This window comes from Acinetobacter sp. GQ146, from assembly GCF_059758585.1.
This window is the reverse complement of sequence record NZ_JCAXDV010000012.1, coordinates 12490-30143: the sequence shown is the minus strand read 5'-3', so window position 1 is coordinate 30143 and position 17654 is coordinate 12490. Positions and strand designations below refer to the sequence as shown.

At 43.7% G+C, this 17654-nt stretch carries 20 protein-coding genes; 16 read left to right on the top strand and 4 right to left on the bottom strand.

Going from position 1 to position 17654, the window contains the following annotated elements:
- The first annotated feature begins 1 nt into the window (after position 1).
- Entirely contained in the window at positions 2-1930 is a 1929-nt protein-coding gene (filF, locus tag AC6CHI_RS15600) for a putative pilus system protein FilF (RefSeq protein ID WP_498122383.1), read from the top strand.
- Between the two features lie 69 nt (positions 1931-1999).
- Here the strand turns inward: filF and AC6CHI_RS15595 are convergent, their stop codons facing one another.
- Positions 2000-2548 (bottom strand): NUDIX hydrolase, encoded by a 549-nt coding sequence (locus AC6CHI_RS15595; protein WP_458893501.1) that lies wholly within the window; start codon positions 2546-2548, stop codon positions 2000-2002.
- A 122-nt stretch (positions 2549-2670) separates the two neighbouring features.
- Here AC6CHI_RS15595 and AC6CHI_RS15590 point away from each other — a divergent pair, with 122 nt between their 5' ends.
- The 7 genes from AC6CHI_RS15590 to fghA all read left to right on the top strand — a co-directional run bounded on the left by AC6CHI_RS15590 (position 2671) and on the right by fghA (position 8663).
- Entirely contained in the window at positions 2671-3306 is a 636-nt protein-coding gene (locus tag AC6CHI_RS15590) for an NUDIX hydrolase (RefSeq protein ID WP_498122382.1), read from the top strand.
- Positions 3303-3833: a gamma carbonic anhydrase family protein gene (locus AC6CHI_RS15585; RefSeq protein ID WP_498122381.1), complete on the top strand. Its 531-nt coding sequence runs from the start codon at positions 3303-3305 to the stop codon at positions 3831-3833. The genes AC6CHI_RS15590 and AC6CHI_RS15585 overlap by 4 nt, the downstream gene beginning before the upstream one ends.
- Positions 3834-3964: 131 nt before the next feature.
- Positions 3965-4630: a tRNA (adenosine(37)-N6)-threonylcarbamoyltransferase complex dimerization subunit type 1 TsaB gene (gene tsaB / locus AC6CHI_RS15580; protein ID WP_498122379.1), complete on the top strand. Its 666-nt coding sequence runs from the start codon at positions 3965-3967 to the stop codon at positions 4628-4630.
- Positions 4631-4642: 12 nt separating this feature from the next.
- On the top strand, positions 4643-5467 hold the full coding sequence (locus AC6CHI_RS15575) for an undecaprenyl-diphosphate phosphatase (RefSeq protein ID WP_458893483.1): 825 nt from the start codon (positions 4643-4645) through the stop codon (positions 5465-5467).
- The gene (locus AC6CHI_RS15570) at positions 5461-6285 is read left to right on the top strand and encodes a class I SAM-dependent methyltransferase (protein WP_498122377.1); all 825 of its coding nucleotides are present in this window, start codon (positions 5461-5463) and stop codon (positions 6283-6285) included. The genes AC6CHI_RS15575 and AC6CHI_RS15570 overlap by 7 nt, the downstream gene beginning before the upstream one ends.
- A 117-nt stretch (positions 6286-6402) precedes the next feature.
- The gene (locus AC6CHI_RS15565; RefSeq protein WP_498122375.1) at positions 6403-7812 is read left to right on the top strand and encodes a C13 family peptidase; all 1410 of its coding nucleotides are present in this window, start codon (positions 6403-6405) and stop codon (positions 7810-7812) included.
- Between the two features lie 14 nt (positions 7813-7826).
- Positions 7827-8663: an S-formylglutathione hydrolase gene (gene fghA, locus AC6CHI_RS15560; protein WP_498122373.1), complete on the top strand. Its 837-nt coding sequence runs from the start codon at positions 7827-7829 to the stop codon at positions 8661-8663.
- A gap of 21 nt (positions 8664-8684) precedes the next feature.
- On the opposite strand, the gene AC6CHI_RS15555 is transcribed toward fghA, so the two are convergent.
- On the bottom strand, positions 8685-8960 hold the full coding sequence (locus AC6CHI_RS15555; RefSeq protein ID WP_458893478.1) for a DUF2218 domain-containing protein: 276 nt from the start codon (positions 8958-8960) through the stop codon (positions 8685-8687).
- A gap of 157 nt (positions 8961-9117) precedes the next feature.
- Between AC6CHI_RS15555 and rpe the strand changes: the two genes are divergently transcribed.
- The 7 genes from rpe to AC6CHI_RS15520 all read left to right on the top strand — a co-directional run bounded on the left by rpe (position 9118) and on the right by AC6CHI_RS15520 (position 15288).
- Positions 9118-9804, top strand: coding sequence for a ribulose-phosphate 3-epimerase (gene rpe / locus AC6CHI_RS15550; RefSeq protein WP_458893477.1), 687 nt, complete (start codon positions 9118-9120; stop codon positions 9802-9804).
- A gap of 381 nt (positions 9805-10185) precedes the next feature.
- Positions 10186-10656 carry a hypothetical protein gene (locus AC6CHI_RS15545; protein WP_498122370.1) on the top strand — a complete coding sequence of 157 codons (471 nt, stop codon included), beginning with the start codon at positions 10186-10188 and terminating at the stop codon, positions 10654-10656.
- A gap of 49 nt (positions 10657-10705) precedes the next feature.
- A complete protein-coding gene (locus AC6CHI_RS15540; RefSeq protein ID WP_498122368.1) occupies positions 10706-12619 on the top strand; it encodes a multicopper oxidase domain-containing protein in 1914 nt (637 codons plus the stop codon).
- On the top strand, positions 12606-13496 hold the full coding sequence (locus tag AC6CHI_RS15535; protein WP_498122366.1) for a copper resistance protein B: 891 nt from the start codon (positions 12606-12608) through the stop codon (positions 13494-13496). The genes AC6CHI_RS15540 and AC6CHI_RS15535 overlap by 14 nt, the downstream gene beginning before the upstream one ends.
- A 261-nt stretch (positions 13497-13757) precedes the next feature.
- A complete protein-coding gene (locus AC6CHI_RS15530) occupies positions 13758-14075 on the top strand; it encodes a DMT family transporter (protein WP_458893473.1) in 318 nt (105 codons plus the stop codon).
- A 39-nt stretch (positions 14076-14114) separates the two neighbouring features.
- Positions 14115-14597: a methylated-DNA--[protein]-cysteine S-methyltransferase gene (locus AC6CHI_RS15525; protein WP_498122364.1), complete on the top strand. Its 483-nt coding sequence runs from the start codon at positions 14115-14117 to the stop codon at positions 14595-14597.
- A gap of 37 nt (positions 14598-14634) precedes the next feature.
- Complete coding sequence (locus AC6CHI_RS15520) at positions 14635-15288, top strand: nuclease-related domain-containing protein (protein WP_498122362.1); 654 nt, start codon at positions 14635-14637, stop codon at positions 15286-15288.
- 45 nt (positions 15289-15333) lie between these two features.
- Here the strand turns inward: AC6CHI_RS15520 and AC6CHI_RS15515 are convergent, their stop codons facing one another.
- Complete coding sequence (locus tag AC6CHI_RS15515) at positions 15334-16101, bottom strand: hydroxymethylpyrimidine/phosphomethylpyrimidine kinase (RefSeq protein ID WP_458893470.1); 768 nt, start codon at positions 16099-16101, stop codon at positions 15334-15336.
- 89 nt (positions 16102-16190) lie between these two features.
- Between AC6CHI_RS15515 and AC6CHI_RS15510 the strand changes: the two genes are divergently transcribed.
- Positions 16191-16835: an HAD-IA family hydrolase gene (locus AC6CHI_RS15510; protein ID WP_498122361.1), complete on the top strand. Its 645-nt coding sequence runs from the start codon at positions 16191-16193 to the stop codon at positions 16833-16835.
- Between the two features lie 59 nt (positions 16836-16894).
- Here AC6CHI_RS15510 and AC6CHI_RS15505 read toward each other — a convergent pair whose 3' ends face one another.
- Positions 16895-17638, bottom strand: coding sequence for a sporulation protein (locus tag AC6CHI_RS15505; protein WP_458893468.1), 744 nt, complete (start codon positions 17636-17638; stop codon positions 16895-16897).
- Positions 17639-17654: the final 16 nt, after the last annotated feature.

Here is a 17654-nt window from a genome sequence, read left to right as displayed (position 1 = left end):
AATGAAAAATAAATATATTTTACCGTTAGCATTTTCTGGATTGATGGCTGGACTGACGGGGTGTGGAGGTGAAAGTGCCAACATTATTCCCGAAAAAAATAATAACAGTACCGTCAATGGGAGTTGTACGGCAGGTGCTGCCAATTGTATTCAATTCGCACTCGACTATCCTTTAGATGGTTTAAATTTTTCTTGTAGTAGTGATACACAAAATACCTTTGTGACCTTGATGGATTTAGAGAATGGGGTCGCCACAGGAACCTGTAAGTATAGCGATACGGTGAATGTATTTTTGTTGGGGAAAGCGGATAAACAGATTGCTTTGGGATCTTTCCCGATCAGTAATATTGCTATGGTGAGTACCAACCAAATTCCACGTTTAACGGTACTAGATATAGCGGCAGGTATGACCAACCGGAACGCCGTGACACTTGATCCGAGTGATGTGACTGTTAAAACCGCGATGAATTTGGTCAAGATGATTCAGGCATTGGCGTTACAACAGGGCAGTATTAACAATAAAACCGATATTCAAGCGCTTTATATCAATGACAGTATTCGTGAAGCCCTCGATAAGATGAGCAGTTCCATAACCGCGCAACAGGTCATCAATGGAGAGTATGCTGCCATTATCAAGCCATGGTTGGATGTATCGGTGATTTCTGATGCAGAAGCATTTGAAGTCGTCACTAAGCTTTTAAATATTAGTAATGCTGCGGTGTATCAGCCAGAATTTTCACTGTTTTCCACTTCCGGAAGCGTGATTAGTAGCCTTACAGGTTCGGATGGTTTAACAGGTTGTAATAAAGAGATCTGTGAAGCCAATGACACCAGCACCAAGCATTTGTTTGGACATTTTATGTTATTGACCGATCGTCAGGGCTATACCTTTGGCAGCGGCTTGCAGTGGCGAGGGCTGGCTAAATCAGGTTTAACTTCAATTGCGGGAGTGAATGCTGAACTGATTCGAAGCTATAAGCCAACCCGAATGACGGCTTATCCGCAAAATCACTGGATTAATCCACTGAATAAACGCATTGATCAGCACTATTATATTGGGGTAGATGATCCAGAATCCGAGGATCTGAGTATATATCAGGGCAAGTTGTATAATGATTATATGATTGCCGGCAAAGAAAAGTTCTATCAGTTACTGACGCAAAAAACGACGGTGACCGCTGAGGACCTGAAAGATTTAGGTCAATGGCAACAGCGTTATGGAGCAACGGATACTTATAAAGGCTCTTTAGATATTTTTAAAGTTTTCCCCATCACGTATTTAGATAAACAGGTCTTTAAATCGAGTGGAAATGTCGCCGCTGGTGAAAAATATATTTTCCCGCTTTATGCTGATTTGACCTTTAAATTTAGCGATAGCACCGTACCGAATGTCAAACTGGGCATTGTGATTGATGAAAATGGCGACATTCGTACCAATATGAAAGCGGCTGCAGCTGATACGGATATGAGTACAGGGAGCTGTAGTCTAAGCATAGGCAGTAATTTAAAAGACAGTAATGGCGTTCAGCAATACCGTTTGGGGACGACGTCACGTGCCTTTATTGATGATCGGACCATTTCTTTACGTCTAATTTTGGGTGATGAAGCATTAAAAACCATCAATGGCGCCTTGGTGGGAGTGAACTCAAGCATCCAAACGTCTGCCGCAGGTGAAAGTATTGTGGTCGGTGGAGCATTGCTGCATGTGCAAAATCTATTGAATGCATCCGCAGGTAGCACCGGACGTATTAGCTTTACCGATTCGGCAGGCGAGAGTGTGAAATGGGCCAATAGTTATGCCAGTTTCCAAAAAGTCTATAACGCTAATAACACCGATGAAACCGCAGAAGACACCGCTTTGGCAAAATTAAGCGGGGGGACTTTGGAAATGAATTTAGCCACGTGTTATATGGTGAAAGCGAAGATCTAAATTTTTGCTATGCAAAAAAAGCCGATTCAATTGAATCGGCTTTTGAGTCTTTGGGAATCTGTGATTTTTTTAACCAGTATGATCCAGACGAGTGCCTAGCGTTTCTAAATGGGTCACAAACTGATTGTTTTTACGGTCGGCAAAATAGTGTTTCAGGGTTTGCTCGACACTTGGAAACGCCAACTCTGTCCACGGAATTTCATGTTCTTCAAAGAGGCGACATTCAATGCTTTCTTCACCTGCGCCAAAAGAACCATCAATCAATTGGGCTTTAAACAACACATAGATTTGCCCGATACGGGGAATATTGTACATACAATAGAGCTGTTCAATGGCGACTTCGGCTTCGGCTTCTTCACGTGTTTCTCGTGCTGCACCTTGTTCCATGGTTTCAAAAAGTTCCATGTAACCCGCTGGAAGCGTCCATAAGCCATATCGCGGTTCAATCGCACGACGGCAGAGTAAGACTTTGTCTTCCCAGATTGCCAAAGCACCACAAATGACTTTGGGATTTACATAATGAATATGACCACATTCTGTACAAACGCGACGTAATTGATGATCGCCAAGTGGGATTTTTTCAGTCGTTTTATGTCCACAATTTCCGCAGAAGTTCATATTCATCATCAATGATAAAGTTGCCACTCAGCATAACTGAAAAAAAGAACTTTGACATCAATTCTCTCCAATCCACTCAAAATTCAGCTATGATGAAAAGAAGAAGAATAGAGGTGAGTGATATGGATGATCGTTCATTAACACATGTGTTACAACAGCATTTAAGATTTTCGACCCGAAAGCGTGAAGCCGAAGCTGCTGTGTTAATTGCGATTACCGATGAAGTCGATCCTAAAGTATTGTTAACCCGCCGTTCCGTGTATTTGTCGAATCATGCCGGTGAGGTATCTTTTCCAGGGGGAAAGCGTGATCCCCAAGATACCAGCAATATTGTGGTGGCCCTCAGAGAAGCCCAAGAAGAAACCGCCTTAAATCCGTTTGATGTTCGTCTGCTCGGTGATTTACCGATGCAAAAGGCCCGCAATGGAATGTTGGTCAAACCGATTGTCGGGCTCATTCCACCTCAGGTGGATTTAATTGCACAACCCTCAGAAATTGATCGTATTTTTTTTGTATCTTTAAAACATTTAATGGATGCTCCACCGACACCCTATGAAGTGCGTTATGCCCAACAATCCTTATATTTTCCCAGTATGCGGGTCGAAAATGAAATTGTATGGGGACTCACCGCACGCATGCTGATTTCATTGTTTCAATATGGATTGAATTATCAAAAGGAATGGCCATTTTTATTGAATTCGCCATTATTTTATGCCCAGCAGGCATTACTCAAAACAAAAGGACGTAACTCAACATGATGTACAAATTTGCAGGGCATGCACCGAAAGCTACGCATGCTCCCTTTGATGGCTGGGTCGCAGACAATGCCACGGTGATTGGGCAAGTGGAATTGGGGCAGCAGGTCAGTGTCTGGTTTGGTGCGGTGATCCGTGCAGATAACAGCAGCATCCAACTCGGGGATTTTACCAATGTGCAGGAAAATGCCGTGTTACATACCGATGCGGGCATTCCGATGCAGATTGGAAATTATGTGACCATTGGCCATCAAGCGATGCTGCATGGTTGTACCGTTGGGGATAATTCACTGATCGGAATTAATGCTGTGATTCTGAATCATGCTGTGATTGGTAAAAACTGTATTATTGGCGCGAATGCTTTAATTCCAGAAGGTAAAGTCATTCCCGATAATTCATTGGTCATGGGTTCACCTGGCAAAGTGGTGAAAAGCTTAGATGCCGATGTTGCAGCTAAACTTAAACTGAGCGCCCTACATTATGCCGAGCATTATAAAAAGTTCACCCAATTAGAAGTTTTTGAGTTCTGACGAATCTCATTTTCAAAAGCCAAGCAGATGCTTGGTTTTTTTGTATCTACCGTTGGAAATTCTCGCGTCCAAGATATGAGTGGAGTATGATAGCCCTCGTTTTTTAAGATTAAATTGAAGCAAGGTTGAGCATGAAATTGCTGGCATTAGAAACAGCCAATGAACAGTGTTCTGTTTCTATCGTAGATGAAAATCAAGAACTGTTTTTCCAATTAGATACGCGTGCAAAAGCTCAAACGCAAACCATTTTACCGATGATTGAACAGGGCTATACGCAACTAGGTCTGAGCACAGCCGATTTAACCGCGATCGCCTTTAGCCGAGGACCGGGTTCATTCAGTGGGGTTCGAATTAATGCCGCAGTCACGCAAGCGTTGGCATGGTCGCATGATGTCCCCGTGATTCCTGTTTCGACCTTACAAGCTCTGGCACAAGCGGCTTATCGACTGCAGGGTTTGACCCAAGTGACCGCAGTTCTTGATGCCCGTATGAATGAAGTCTATATCGCCAGCTTTAGTCTGGATGATCAAGGCATTATGCAAGCCATTGATGAAGAAAAATTATTAGACTATGCGCAAGCGGCAGAAGTAACAAAATTTACTTTAGTTGGATCGGGTTCAGCTTTAATTCAGCCTGACGCTTTAGAATTCAAACAGTTGGTAGCGACTGCACAAGATATTGCTCAGATTGCCCGAGCAGCCGCAGGCAAAGCGCAGTGGTTTAGCGCAGAACAAGCACTTCCAGTATATTTACGTGATAATGCGTGGAAAAAAATTCCAGAACAAGGCAAATCATAATTAGGATTTTCTATGGATCTTTTACTGCTGCTGAAAGCAGCGATTATGGGTATCGTTGAAGGTATCACTGAGTTTTTACCAATTTCGAGTACAGGGCATCTTATTCTGGCATCAGAGTTAATGCAGTTCTGGACCAAAGAAAAAAGCGATGTCTTTGTAATTGCGATTCAAATGGGGGCAATTGCAGCGGTTATTTATGAATATTGGTCTCGCCTTTGGGGGGCAGCCACGGGGATGTTTACAGGTGAACCTAAAGGACGTCATTTAGGATTTAACCTGATTATTGCCTCGATTCCGATTATTTTGGTCGGTCTGACTTTTGGACAGACGGTTAAAGAACTGTTGTTTAATGACATTACAGTGGGTCTAGGCTTGATTATTGGCGGTTTGATTATTATGTGGATTGAAAGAAATCCACCAACAGTCAATGCTCAAGAGGTTGAAAACATTAGCTACAAAGAGGCAATCTGGATTGGTTTAATTCAGGTTCTGTCTTTAGTTCCTGGCACATCACGTTCAGGTGCTACGATTATTGGTGCCATGTTCCTTGGGGTATCTCGTAAAGCTGCGACTGAGTTTTCATTCTTTCTTGGTATTCCCGTCATTATTGGCGCAGGTCTACTCGATTTATATCAAAGCTATGACGTGTATCAAACCACCGAAGATTGGACAGTCTTAGCGGTTGGTATCATTGTTTCATTTATTTCAGCCCTGATTTTAATTCGTGCTTTGGTGGCCTATGTGGCAAAACGTGATTTTATGGTTTTTGCTTGGTACCGCATTCTTTCAGGCATCATAATTTTGATGTTTGCCTTCACAGGTTGGAAATTATGGTAAGCGAATTGCGCTTATATACAGAAGCCGAGTTTCAACAACAAGCGCAGTACTATGCGGCTGTGCTTGTTTCACGTGGTGTTGCCGTCAGTATTGAGCAGATTGAAAAACTCAATGCGCGCTTTTTGCGGTTAAATCCAGATTTGGCCCTGTGTGTAGATGAACAGGGCTTATGGTTATGTGCCAACGGGATGAAAATGCAGCCCGATTGGCAGGCTGAAATTCCACGTTTAAAGCGGGCATCATTGAAATCTGAAATGATTGCACGTGCCTGTCAGTTGGCTGAAAAACCGCGGTTAATCGATGCGACAGCAGGGCTTGGGCATGACAGTCTATTGCTTGCGGCACTTGGGGCTACAGTGACCTTGGTTGAGCGTCATCCCGTGTTGTTTAGCTTACTGGAAGATACACAACAGCAAGCACTGCAAGATCCCTACTTGGCTCCGATTGCAGCCCGGATTAATTTGGTTTTTGCTGATTCAGCAGATTACTTAAAGCAATGTGCCGAACAGCAGCAGCTCAGTGATGTGGTGTATTTAGACCCGATGTTCCCGCAACGTGATCAAAATCAACAGGCAGTGAAAAAGCAGGCACAAGTGAAAAAACAGATGCAATTGTTGCATATGCTTTTACCTGAAGATGGGGAAATGGATTTAGGCGATCAGCTTTTACCTTTAGCGCAGCAAATTGCAAAACGGGTGGTGGTGAAGCGTCCACGACTGGCGGTATTTCTGAATGACCAGCAACCGGATACCCAATGGCAAGGGGATGCTTGTCGCTTTGATGCTTACTTCCAGCTTGATCATCCGACCTTAGGATAATTGCTTCATTATTGGGCAAAGATTTGTTATATAGTTAAAAATAATATTGATAAAACCCTGATCAAGCATAAACTAACAATGCGATTGAGCGAACAGCATTAGCCACCTGAACACCTTATGAAAATTGATTTCAAACCCTCCATAAATTTTTGGCACGATTTTAAAAGCAACCAAACGGCAGGGATGTGGCTTTTTTTGGGTTCGCGTCGCGCCTTGCAGATTGTGCATCCTTCCATCCTGCAACTGATTTTTTGGGGGATTTTAGGCGGCTGCGCCAATACCCTGTTTAGTTGGCTCAGTGCGGGAGAAGTCGGGGAGTTTAACTCGCAAGGTTTGGTGAGTTATGCGTTATGGCCCTTTATCGCTTTAATTGTCGGTATATTCTTATCACAACGTGTTAATAATCCACGTCTAATGTTGGTTCCGGCCTTATTGTGGCTGGTCTTGGACACGCACATCGCCTTGTTGCAAAGTCTGATTCAGTATTTGGGCATGATCGATATTTTGCCTTATGCGCTTTATGATTATTTGCCAACCATTTTCATGGTGCTATTTGTTTGGCAAAGTCTGGCCGTGGTCTGGGTGTTTGCCCGTGAGTTGAAATGGCCGTGGTGGGAGCGAGCACTGATTATGCTGGCGACACTGTTCACCTTGGTGGTGTGGCAGATGTCTGTGAAAAGCCAACCCATCTGGAAAGTGGAAGAGGTTGCCCCGACTTTTGCTGAAGATGCCTTTTATGCACAAAGCCGATTATTAAATAAAAGCTTACAAGCGGTTCAATATGGCGAGTTTGCTCAGTCACATTGGTATTTTTTGGGGGTGGCAGGTGCGAGTTATCAAGACGTATTTATGTCTGAGGTCAAGCGTATTCGCGAACAGTTTGATACTCGGTTTGGCACCTTCGGGCGTTCGTTGATTTTGGTGAATAACCCTGCGACACGGACCGAGATTCCAATTGCTTCGCGCACCAGTATGGAGCTGGCGTTAAAGCGAATTGGTCAGCAAATGAATCGTGAAAGTGATGTGTTGTTTTTATATATGACATCACATGGCTTACAGAACCAGTTCGAGATGGAAAATGCGCCACTCGATTTGGCGCAAGTTGATCCTAAATGGTTGCGGGATACCTTAGACCGTTCAGGGATTCGCTGGCGTGTCATTGTGATTTCAGCCTGCTATTCGGGCAGTTTTGTCTCGGCACTGCAAAATGACAATACCTTAATTATTACGGCTTCTGCCGCAGATCGTGCCTCATTCGGTTGTTCGAGTGAAGCAGACTATACCTATTTCGGACGTGCCTTTTTTGATCAGGCCATGCGAGAACAGCATTCGATGAAAGATGCCTTTGCGCAAGCCAAAGATACGGTGGCGCAATGGGAAACGGCGCAAGGCTTTGAGCCTTCGGAACCGCAGTGGTCGATTGGTAAAAATATGGAACTGATGTTGCCTCAACTGGAGCAACGCTTATTTCCGCCCACTACAATGACACAGCAAACTCAAGCGCAAGCGGTTGCGCATACACCTTAAAAAAGGAAGTGAAGATGGAATTATTACAACAAAATCGTTGTTTTGATGGTGAGCAAAGGATTTATCGTTTTAATTCTGAATCGCTGCAAGGCGATAGCCGTTTCGGGGTATTTCTCCCACCACAAGCACTTGAAGGTGAGGCCTGTCCAGCCTTGTTTTATTTGGCGGGTTTAACCTGTACTGAAGAAACCTTCGCGATTAAGGCACATGCACAACGACTGGCAGCTCAATTGGGGCTGATTTTAATTAGTCCAGATACTTCGCCACGTGGTGAACAAGTGGCTCAAGGTGATCATTGGGATATCGGACAAGGGGCTGGATTCTATATTAATGCGACACAAGCGCCGTGGGCTGAACATTATCAAATGGAACGTTTGATCGCACATGAGCTGTATGCACTTGTAATGCAGCAGTTTCCAGTTCAACAGCATCGAATTGGAATTTTTGGACATTCGATGGGGGGGCATGGCGCATTAACTTTGGCGTTTAAATACCCAGAGAAGTTTAAATCTGTATCAGCATTTGCCCCGATTTGTGCACCAAGTCAGTGTCCTTGGGGAGAAAAAGCCTTTTCTAATTATTTAGGCCATGATCAAAGCCAGTGGCAGCAGCATGATGCAACGGCTTTGGTGATAGAGAAAGGTGCATTATTTAATGAAATTTTGATTGATCAAGGCTTGCAAGATCAGTTTTATGCGCAATTACATCCAGCAGCTTTTAAACAGGCATGTGCGCAAGCGGGGCAGGCACTGACTTTACGTGAACATGAAGGTTATGATCATGGTTATTACTTTATTCAAAGTTTTATGGATGATCACCTACAGTTTCATGCGGTACAACTCGAATCTTAATCACTATGGATGGGGCGGAGTTTAACTCCGCTGCCATTCTGCTGCAAACTCTTGCTGTGCCATACGGCTTAAATGATCCAGCACCACTTTTTCCAAATGATCCAGCTTTTCTGCTGCTGCAGTAATTTCAACGGCTAAGTATTCAGCCTGTGGAATCAGGCTGACTTGCGCTTCAGGCATGATAATTTCAAATTGTTGCTCAGATTCTTTGACTTCAAATTTGTGTTTCCAGTGATTGTATAAACGCTTGGCGATACGGGCAGATTCGAGTGTGGCAATTTGACTGCTGCTTTTCATTTTCTTCGACCATGATGTAGGAATTTCACCTTAACAAATTTGCTGTGCTTAAACAGTAGTCCTTTGCAACGCTCCGTTGCAAAAATGAAATGTCACAGACCTTGGTCGCAGTTTGCTATAATATTGGCATTAAATTCATGAACTCTCAGGTTGATCCATGTCTAAGCCCTATTTAATCGCACCTTCAATTTTATCTGCTGACTTTGCTCGTTTGGGTGAAGATGTTGAAAAAGTATTAGAAGCAGGTGCTGATGTGGTGCATTTTGATGTGATGGACAACCACTATGTACCGAACCTGACTTTTGGTGCGGGTGTCTGCAAGGCATTAAAAAACTATGGCATCAAAGCCCCAATTGATGTGCATTTAATGGTTTCGCCAGTGGATCGTATGATTGGTGATTTCTTGGATGCTGGTGCAGATATTATTACTTTCCACCCAGAAGCTACGGAACATATTGATCGTTCTTTACAACTGATTAAAGCGGGCGGTGCCAAAGCCGGTCTGGTGTTTAACCCAGCAACCCCGTTACATTATTTGGACTATGTACTGGATAAAGTTGATCAAATTTTATTGATGAGTGTAAACCCTGGTTTTGGTGGGCAAAAGTTTATTCCGATGACGTTGGAAAAATTGCGTCAGGCTCGTAAGATTATTGATGCTTCAGGACGTGACATTCGCTTGGAAGTGGATGGCGGTGTAGGTCCAGCCAATATTCGCGAAATTGCCGAAGCGGGTGCAGATATGTTCGTCGCTGGTTCAGCGATTTTTGGTAAGCCAGACTACAAAGCCGTGATTGATGAAATGCGTGCAGAACTGGCGAAAGTCGGTTCAGTGAATGTATAAGTCCTATGGATAAATATGCGGCGAGTTGTGGATAACTTTGTGAATAAGCTTGTCGATATCTATGTAGATAACCTTATGGATATCTTGTTTAAACAATAAACGATTCCACATCAAACGTTTAGACATTAGACTTATTATGTATAAAAAGAGCACGAATGTGCTCTTTTTTATGCAAATTAATGCTTGAAAAAATTGCTGTTTTATTCAGCTGGGCTTAAAAATAATACAGACTAAAAAATAATGAATAACAAGCAATGTTTGAAGCGTTACAGGATTTGAAATAAGTAGCGATTATGTAGAAAAAATTGTGTATAACGGCATTCTTGGGTATGCTGTAATTTCATTATTGAGTGTCATTACCTCTGGCTAATGGGTTTTCGCATGAGCACTTTACTTCGCAAACAGTCTTGGTTTGTTTGCCTGATGGCTTTTGTCATGGGGTGGAGTAGTCTTGTCTATGCGTCTAGCATGCCGATGCACGCCCAAATGTTGCAGCAGCAATTGTCTGCACTTGAGCCAGTGACTGAAGTAATTAGCACTGAGCATCAGCAACACCAAAAGCAGATGCATACCGCTCAGTCGGATTGCCATGCAGCGAGCATGCAGCATCATAAGGCTGCTGCTGATGTTCAAAGTAGCCCCTGTGACCGTGATCTAAACAGCACCTCGATAAAGCAATGTGCAGACTGTGCGCAGTTGCATTGCCAAAGCTTAACGGTTTGGTTAGACACAGCGGTAGCTGAGGACTTGCAACAGCTTCAATCGGATCGAGCATCCAATTTACATAGCCGTTATAACGCACAACATTTGATTGGTTATTGGCAAGAGATTCTCCGTCCACCCAAAGCTTAACTTTATTCAGAACAAAATTTTCATTAATTTCATGAATAAAGGTTAAGTCATGTCTATTTTATTTCGTCAAAGCCTCATCGTTGGGCTATGCATATTCTCCTCTTCATGGGCATTTGCTGCGGTTAAGGAATATCACCTCACCATTGCTGAAGCGACCTTGAATTTAACGGGTAAGCCCGTCAAACGTATTACCGTAAATGGTCAATTTCCTGCCCCCCTTTTAGAGTTTGAAGAGGGTGATGAGGCAGTGATTCATGTGCATAACCAGCTCAAAAATCAGGATTCTTCATTGCACTGGCATGGTTTATTGCTGCCAGGTTTAATGGATGGGGTACCGGGATTTAACGGTTTTAAAGGCATTAAGCCGAATGCCGATTTTGTCTACCGCTTTAAAGTTCGTCAAAACGGCACCTATTGGTATCATGCACATTCCAAAGGTCAGGAACAAGACGGTTTATATGGTGCCTTGGTCATTTATCCTAAAGGCAAGCAACCTGTTGCCCAGCACGAACAAGCGCAACGCGATTATGTGGTGATGTTGTCAGACTTTCATGAATCGAGCAGTGAGCAGATCATGAAGAATCTGAAAAAATCAGCAGAGTATTATCAGAATCAGCGAGAAACGCTGGCAGATGTCTTCAAGCAAACACAGCGCGCTGGGGTGAAAAGCACATGGCAAGACCGTTCCATGTGGAACCAGATGCGCATGTTAAAAACGGATTTGTCTGATGTAACAGGGTATACCTTTTTGGTGAATGGTAAAACGCCAGAACAGAATTGGACGGGAGTATTTCAGCCGAATGAAAAAGTTCGTTTGCGTTTTATCAATGCTTCCGCCATGTCATTCTTTGATGTGCGTATTCCCAACTTAAAAATGACCGTGGTCAGTGCCGATGGACAGCCAGTGAAACCTGTTGCAGTGGATGAATTCCGCATTGGCACTGCTGAAACCTATGATGTCGTGGTTGAGCCGCAACAAACGCACTACCAGATTCAAGCCGAGTCGATAGACCGTACAGGTTTTGCATTGGCGACTTTACAGCGTGAAGGCAGTGTAAAAGCGCCTATCAGTATGCCTACTGCACGTCCACGAGCATTACTGACCATGGAAGATATGGGACATGGTTCAGCGCATACAAATATGGATCATTCCCAAATGAATCATGCTGAGATGCAAGGCATGGATCACTCTCAAATGAATCATGCTGAGATGCAGGGTATGAATCATTCCCAAATGAACCATGCTGAGATGCAGGGTATGGATCATTCCCAAATGAACCATACGGAGATGCAGGGCATGGATCATTCCCAAATGAATCATGCTGAGATGCAGGGCATGGATCACGCTCAAACGAATCACGTCGAGAAGCAGGATATGGAGCATTCAACACATGCTCAGCATCAGGCCACAACCGCAAGTTCAGCAGCGCATACACCAGTACAGGGTTGGGCGAATGCGTCCACACCGCAGGGACATAAAGCCTTGCAATATGCCGATTTGGTGGCTTTGGAACCACAAAAAGACACTCGACCAGCCGAACGTGAACTAGAAATCCGTTTGGGTGGCACCATGGAGCGTTATATCTGGACCATCAATGGTAAAAAGTTTACTGAGATGCAGCCTTTGCAAGTGAAATATGGTGAACGTGTTCGTCTGAAATTTATTAATGACAGCATGATGGCGCATCCTATGCATTTACATGGCATGTTTATGCAACTGGAAAATGGACAAAGTGCTGCCAATATGCCGAATAAGCATACTTTGGTGGTGCCACCAGGCAAAACAGTCACCGCACTCCTGACTGCGGATGAATTAGGTGAATGGGCGATTCACTGTCATCTGCTCTATCACATGTCTTCAGGCATGATGAGTAAATTGATCGTGGCCAACGTTGATCCTCAGCAAACCAAGCAGCCATCTGCGCAACCTGTAACACAAGGAGCTGAACATGCACATCACTAAGTTTTCTTTTATGGCGTTCAGCTCATCGTTAATCTTGCTCAGTTCAATGTCATGGGCTGCAACGGAAGATGCTACTACACCACACCACGCGCATATGCCGATGCCAAGTGAAAGTATGTCCATGACCACGATGGGGACAGAGCATGAGCATTCTATGATGCAGCATCAGACCATGGTTGCTACTTCGGCTGGCACAGATGCTGCTGATCACGCGGCACATTTGAAAGAACATGGTGGGCAGATTTATCAATCGACGACCTTGGAAAGTCGCTGGTTGCGTAATGAAGAGGGTGAGGGAACGTTAAAATCCGAACTAGAGACCCGCATTGGTACTGATGAAAATAAACTGTTTATCAAGCTGCATAGCGATAAGGCAGAATCGCATCGTGCGGAGACCGAAGCCAAAGTTTTGTATAGCCGCATGATTTCTGATTTTTGGGATGCACAGGCGGGTATACAATACCGTAATGATCCAAACCGTCAGGTGGATGAAAATCAAGTGGATGCCGTTATCGGGTTACATGGTATGGCGCCCTATTTCTTTGAAACGGATGCCTATCTATACGTAGGTCAAGATCAGCAATGGCGTTTAAGCTTGGAAACTGAGCGGGATCTTTTATTGACCCAAAAACTGATTGTTAAACCTTATCTGGATATGGATGTGGTATTGAGTGATGACTCTAAATATGCCAAGAAAACGGGTTTGAGCAGTATTGCGAGCGGTTTGGAAACTCGTTACGAAATTAGTAAGAAAATGATGCCGTTTATTGATGTGTCTTATGAATATCAAAAAGGCAATCAGGAAACACACTGGCAGCAGCGAACTGATTCCGAACAGGGGTGGCTCTATGGTGCGGGCATTCGGTTTAAATTTTAAACCTTGCTCAGAAATGTAGTTTGAATTGTTTGGATTGGGTTGATTCTGTGCCGATTGATTCAGGTTCAGGGTCAGCCCATTTTTGATTGCCAGAAACTCCGAGTATTTTGAAAACTTGGTCATTGCGCTATTTTGAAGCAGATTTGCGTATAATAAGGTTCAGTTTATGGAGGAACGACCTCCCTTGAGGCAAAATTAATAAGTTTTGCACCAAGAAAATTCGTCAGGACGACCTGACTCTAATCAATTGGAGGAAGGCAAATGGCCTGGATGATGTTGCTGTTGGCGGGTATTTTTGAAGTGGTTTGGGCGTATGCTATGAAAATGTCCGACGGATTTACCCGTTTAGTCCCGAGCGCAATTACCGTGGTTTTTATGGTACTGAGTTTTGTCTTGTTGGCTTATGCGATGCGATCTTTACCGCTCGGAACGGCTTATACCATTTGGACAGGCATTGGGGCAGTTGGTTCTTTTCTGGTCGGTGTTTTGATGCTCGGTGAACCGGCTTCTGCGCTGCGTATGCTGGCCGCTGTGCTGATTGTTTCAGGACTGGTACTGATGAAAGTGGCATCCAACTAATCTATTTATTTTATCGATTGAGCCAGCGAGGTGTGTGTCATGCAACTTTCATTTGTGTATATGCACACTCCCGTGGGGCAACTTAAATTGGTTGCCCATGAAACTGCACTGGTGGCGGTACTTTGGCAGAATGAAAATCCGAAACGTGTGCGCTTGGCCGAATTGGTTGAACAGCCGGATCATCCGATTTTATCTGCAGCCCAGCAGCAATTGTCGGAATATTTTGCGGGAACTCGGCAGCAGTTTGACTTGCCTTTAGACTTTGAAGGAACGTCTTTTCAGAAGCAAGTCTGGCAATCCTTGCTTGCGATTCCTTATGGTGAAACCCGCAGTTATAAACAGATTGCAGAACAGTTGGGTAATCCTAAAGCAGTTCGTGCTGTGGGCGCAGCCAATGGCAAGAATCCAATTTCCATTATTGCACCATGTCATCGCGTAATTGGTTCGAGTGGTAAATTAGTCGGTTTTGCAGGTGGATTAGCCAATAAAGATATTCTTTTAAAAATCGAGCAACTTCAATAAACTACTCAACTTAATTCATTATAATTTTAACTCAAAAATGATTTCACAGATTTTCTCTCCGCTACTGTCCACATTTGGGTGGATTTTATTGTTGTTTATTGTGGTTGCTGTATTTAAGGCATTTAAACCATTTTTAAAAGGGAAAATGGGTGAGTTTGCTGTCAGTGCGCATGTCAAACTGTATTTAGACAAAGAGCAGTATATTTTACTGAACGATTGTACCTTACCAGACGAGCAGAATCAGACCACGCAAATTGACCATATTCTGTTAAGCCCATTTGGTGTCTTTGTGATTGAAACCAAAAACTATAAAGGCTGGATTTTTGGCAGTGAGCGGCAAAAAATCTGGACGCAAAAAATTTATAAAAAGAGTTATAAATTTCAAAATCCCTTACATCAAAACTATAAGCATCAGAAAGTTTTGGAACAAGTTTTAGCGGATATTGTCGATCCTGCTCTGATTCATTCGGTGGTGGTCTTTATGCCCGATTGTGAATTTAAAACGCAGATGCCTGAGAATGTGTTTCGTGGCGCGGCATGGACGGATTATATCAAGAGCTTTACCGCACCGGTTATTCCACCCATGAAACTAAAGCGGATTCAATTGCGGATTGAAAAGGAAGTGCTAGAAAAATCGTGGAAAACCAATCGACAGCATGTGGAAAATTTAAAGACTTATCGCAGTGAATAAAAAGGCCCCCACTGGGCGTTGCACCAGAGTGGGGGATTGTCTGATTTAGAAACGTTTTGGGATTTTCTGTCCATTCGGTACGGGTGTTTCAGCCTGCTTTAATACGCCAAATAACCATGTTTCCGCATGTTGTACCGCAATTTTCAGCTCATCACCCATGGCGAGACGTCCTGCAATAAAGCTGGCAAGTGAGCAACCTGAACCGTGGTATTCACCAGCTAAACGCGGGCAATGGCTTTCAGTAACAAACTCACCATCAATGTATAAAGCATTGCGAATATAGTCCGCCGTGTCTTCATGTCCACCTTTGACCAAAACCGCTTTTGCCCCCATGGCAAACAGTTTTTGCGTGGCAGCATCTAAGTCTTGCTCACCAGTTAAAGCACGCAGTTCAACCGTATTCGGGGTAATAATGGTGGCCAGTGGAATTAACTCAACAAAGGCTTTGACCAGCGTGGCCTGATCGCCCAATGAGCCACCGCTATTGGCCACCAAAACTGGGTCAAGCACATAGCGATATTCTGGATGTTCACGCAGAAATTCTGCCAGTGCAGCAATATTGTCCGTGGTGCCGAGCATGCCAGACTTCACGCACTGAATTGGTAAATCGCCAACCACGGCATGCGCTTGCGCCAAGAGTAATTCTTTGGAGGTTGCTTCAAAGCCAAAGACTTGTTGTGAGTTTTGAATGGTTAGCGCAGTACATGCAATTGCGGCATGCGCACCACTTTGACCAATCGCTTCAATATCCGCTTGTAAACCAGCACCGCCAGAAGGGTCTAAACCCGAAAAGCAAAGTACAGTAGGGCGCATGTACATTTCCTTAATACATTAAATTTGCGATAGTATAGGCAACTTTGAGCGAAGTCTCGAGCGTAATTTATTGGGTTTAGGGTCGGGTTGTGATTAAGAATATTTTAATTGATTTAGATGGAACGCTGACAGATCCCAAAGTGGGGATTACCACCTCTGCACGTTATGGTTTGGCAAAAGTCGGACATCCTATTCCAGAGTCGGAAAATATTGACTGGATTATTGGGCCGCCGTTAAAAGCATCGTTAGCAAAGTTGCTCAATGTAGAAAGCAATGATGTCTTGGCAGATCAAGCTTTATTGGGGTATCGCGAACGCTTTGCAGTAACAGGCTTGTTTGAAAACCATGTATTTGATGATGTGGCACAGACCTTAGAGACCTTAAAAAGCAAAGGCTATCGCTTATTTTTAGCCACAGCAAAACCTGAAGTTTATGCCCGTCAAATTTTAGATCATTTTGAGCTTTTGCAATATTTTGACTATCCTTATGGCAGTGAACTGAACGGTGAACGCACCAATAAAGGCGAGTTGATTGCCTATATTTTAGAAAAAGAGCAGCTTAAACCAGAAGAGTGTTTAATGGTCGGCGACCGTGAACATGATATTTTTGGCGCACGCAGCAATGGCATAGAAACGATTGCCGTCGAATATGGTTATGGTTCTTCCGAAGAACTGGATCAGGCGCAACCCAAGGCACGCATTCAGCGTTTTGCTGATTTGTTGCAACTGATTTAATTGGCATGTGATGGATGAATTAGCCCCCATTTTGTGAAATCAAAATGGGGGCTATGTGTTTATAGACCTAACAAACGGCGAATTTCATTGGCTAAAACTGCGGGATTGGCATGTTGATGCGGAATGCTCAGACTTTTAAAACCATCCCCTCTAAATTTACGATCCACTTCTAGCAGCACGTGAGTCTGATGTTGTTCCGCCACAAAAGAGACTTCAACTTCATTAATACCACTAAAAAATTGTGCTGGTTTAAACTCTAATTCTTGGTAGCAGCCAAGAGTCGAGTAAAAGCCGTTACCTCGTAATTGCCCCTTTTCGACATCTGCCGAAACTAAGTGTAAACCACAGTCTTGCATGGCTTGAATAAAGGCGTGCATGGTCGGTGTCGGGGCAATCTGTAAAAAGTCTTTATCGGTGGCATCTAGTCCCCAATCTACATCCAAATGGGTATGTAGCCAGACGCGGGTTTTATTATGCTGGCACGCCAAATCGGTCAATGGGGTTTCAAAAGGTAGCTGAATTGAAAAAGGAAAGGTGTGGGACTGGTTGGCTTGTAATTCAAAAGCACCACTAATATGCCATTCGGCAATACTTAAACTGGTATTGTATTCTGAATCATTCGCTTCGACTTCGGCAGTGGTCATTAATTTTAAGTAAATACCATTGATGGTTTTATTCGATGCAGCCCCTTTAAAAATCACTTCGCCATTTAAAACCTGACCTGCTTGTAGCTGGGGATTGTGTAAGCGGGTATCGACCTGAATACCTTGTAAGCCGAGGCTCGACATGAGTTTATTGAACATGATGCAGAAATTCCAA

What these genes read in the sequence shown, in the direction of transcription:
- AC6CHI_RS15565 (WP_498122375.1), top strand. Translation starts at nt 6,403, where the DNA reads ATGAAAATTGATTTCAAACCCTCCATAAATTTTTGGCACGATTTTAAA.
- AC6CHI_RS15555 (WP_458893478.1), bottom strand. Translation starts at nt 8,960, where the DNA reads ATGAAAAGCAGCAGTCAAATTGCCACACTCGAATCTGCCCGTATCGCC.
- rpe (WP_458893477.1), top strand. Translation starts at nt 9,118, where the DNA reads ATGTCTAAGCCCTATTTAATCGCACCTTCAATTTTATCTGCTGACTTT.
- AC6CHI_RS15525 (WP_498122364.1), top strand. Translation starts at nt 14,115, where the DNA reads ATGCAACTTTCATTTGTGTATATGCACACTCCCGTGGGGCAACTTAAA.
- AC6CHI_RS15535 (WP_498122366.1), top strand. Translation starts at nt 12,606, where the DNA reads ATGCACATCACTAAGTTTTCTTTTATGGCGTTCAGCTCATCGTTAATC.
- tsaB (WP_498122379.1), top strand. Translation starts at nt 3,965, where the DNA reads ATGAAATTGCTGGCATTAGAAACAGCCAATGAACAGTGTTCTGTTTCT.
- AC6CHI_RS15505 (WP_458893468.1), bottom strand. Translation starts at nt 17,638, where the DNA reads ATGTTCAATAAACTCATGTCGAGCCTCGGCTTACAAGGTATTCAGGTC.
- AC6CHI_RS15545 (WP_498122370.1), top strand. Translation starts at nt 10,186, where the DNA reads ATGAGCACTTTACTTCGCAAACAGTCTTGGTTTGTTTGCCTGATGGCT.
- AC6CHI_RS15515 (WP_458893470.1), bottom strand. Translation starts at nt 16,101, where the DNA reads ATGCGCCCTACTGTACTTTGCTTTTCGGGTTTAGACCCTTCTGGCGGT.
- AC6CHI_RS15540 (WP_498122368.1), top strand. Translation starts at nt 10,706, where the DNA reads ATGTCTATTTTATTTCGTCAAAGCCTCATCGTTGGGCTATGCATATTC.
- AC6CHI_RS15570 (WP_498122377.1), top strand. Translation starts at nt 5,461, where the DNA reads ATGGTAAGCGAATTGCGCTTATATACAGAAGCCGAGTTTCAACAACAA.
- AC6CHI_RS15590 (WP_498122382.1), top strand. Translation starts at nt 2,671, where the DNA reads ATGGATGATCGTTCATTAACACATGTGTTACAACAGCATTTAAGATTT.
- AC6CHI_RS15530 (WP_458893473.1), top strand. Translation starts at nt 13,758, where the DNA reads ATGGCCTGGATGATGTTGCTGTTGGCGGGTATTTTTGAAGTGGTTTGG.
- AC6CHI_RS15520 (WP_498122362.1), top strand. Translation starts at nt 14,635, where the DNA reads ATGATTTCACAGATTTTCTCTCCGCTACTGTCCACATTTGGGTGGATT.
- filF (WP_498122383.1), top strand. Translation starts at nt 2, where the DNA reads ATGAAAAATAAATATATTTTACCGTTAGCATTTTCTGGATTGATGGCT.
- fghA (WP_498122373.1), top strand. Translation starts at nt 7,827, where the DNA reads ATGGAATTATTACAACAAAATCGTTGTTTTGATGGTGAGCAAAGGATT.
- AC6CHI_RS15585 (WP_498122381.1), top strand. Translation starts at nt 3,303, where the DNA reads ATGATGTACAAATTTGCAGGGCATGCACCGAAAGCTACGCATGCTCCC.
- AC6CHI_RS15575 (WP_458893483.1), top strand. Translation starts at nt 4,643, where the DNA reads ATGGATCTTTTACTGCTGCTGAAAGCAGCGATTATGGGTATCGTTGAA.
- AC6CHI_RS15595 (WP_458893501.1), bottom strand. Translation starts at nt 2,548, where the DNA reads ATGAACTTCTGCGGAAATTGTGGACATAAAACGACTGAAAAAATCCCA.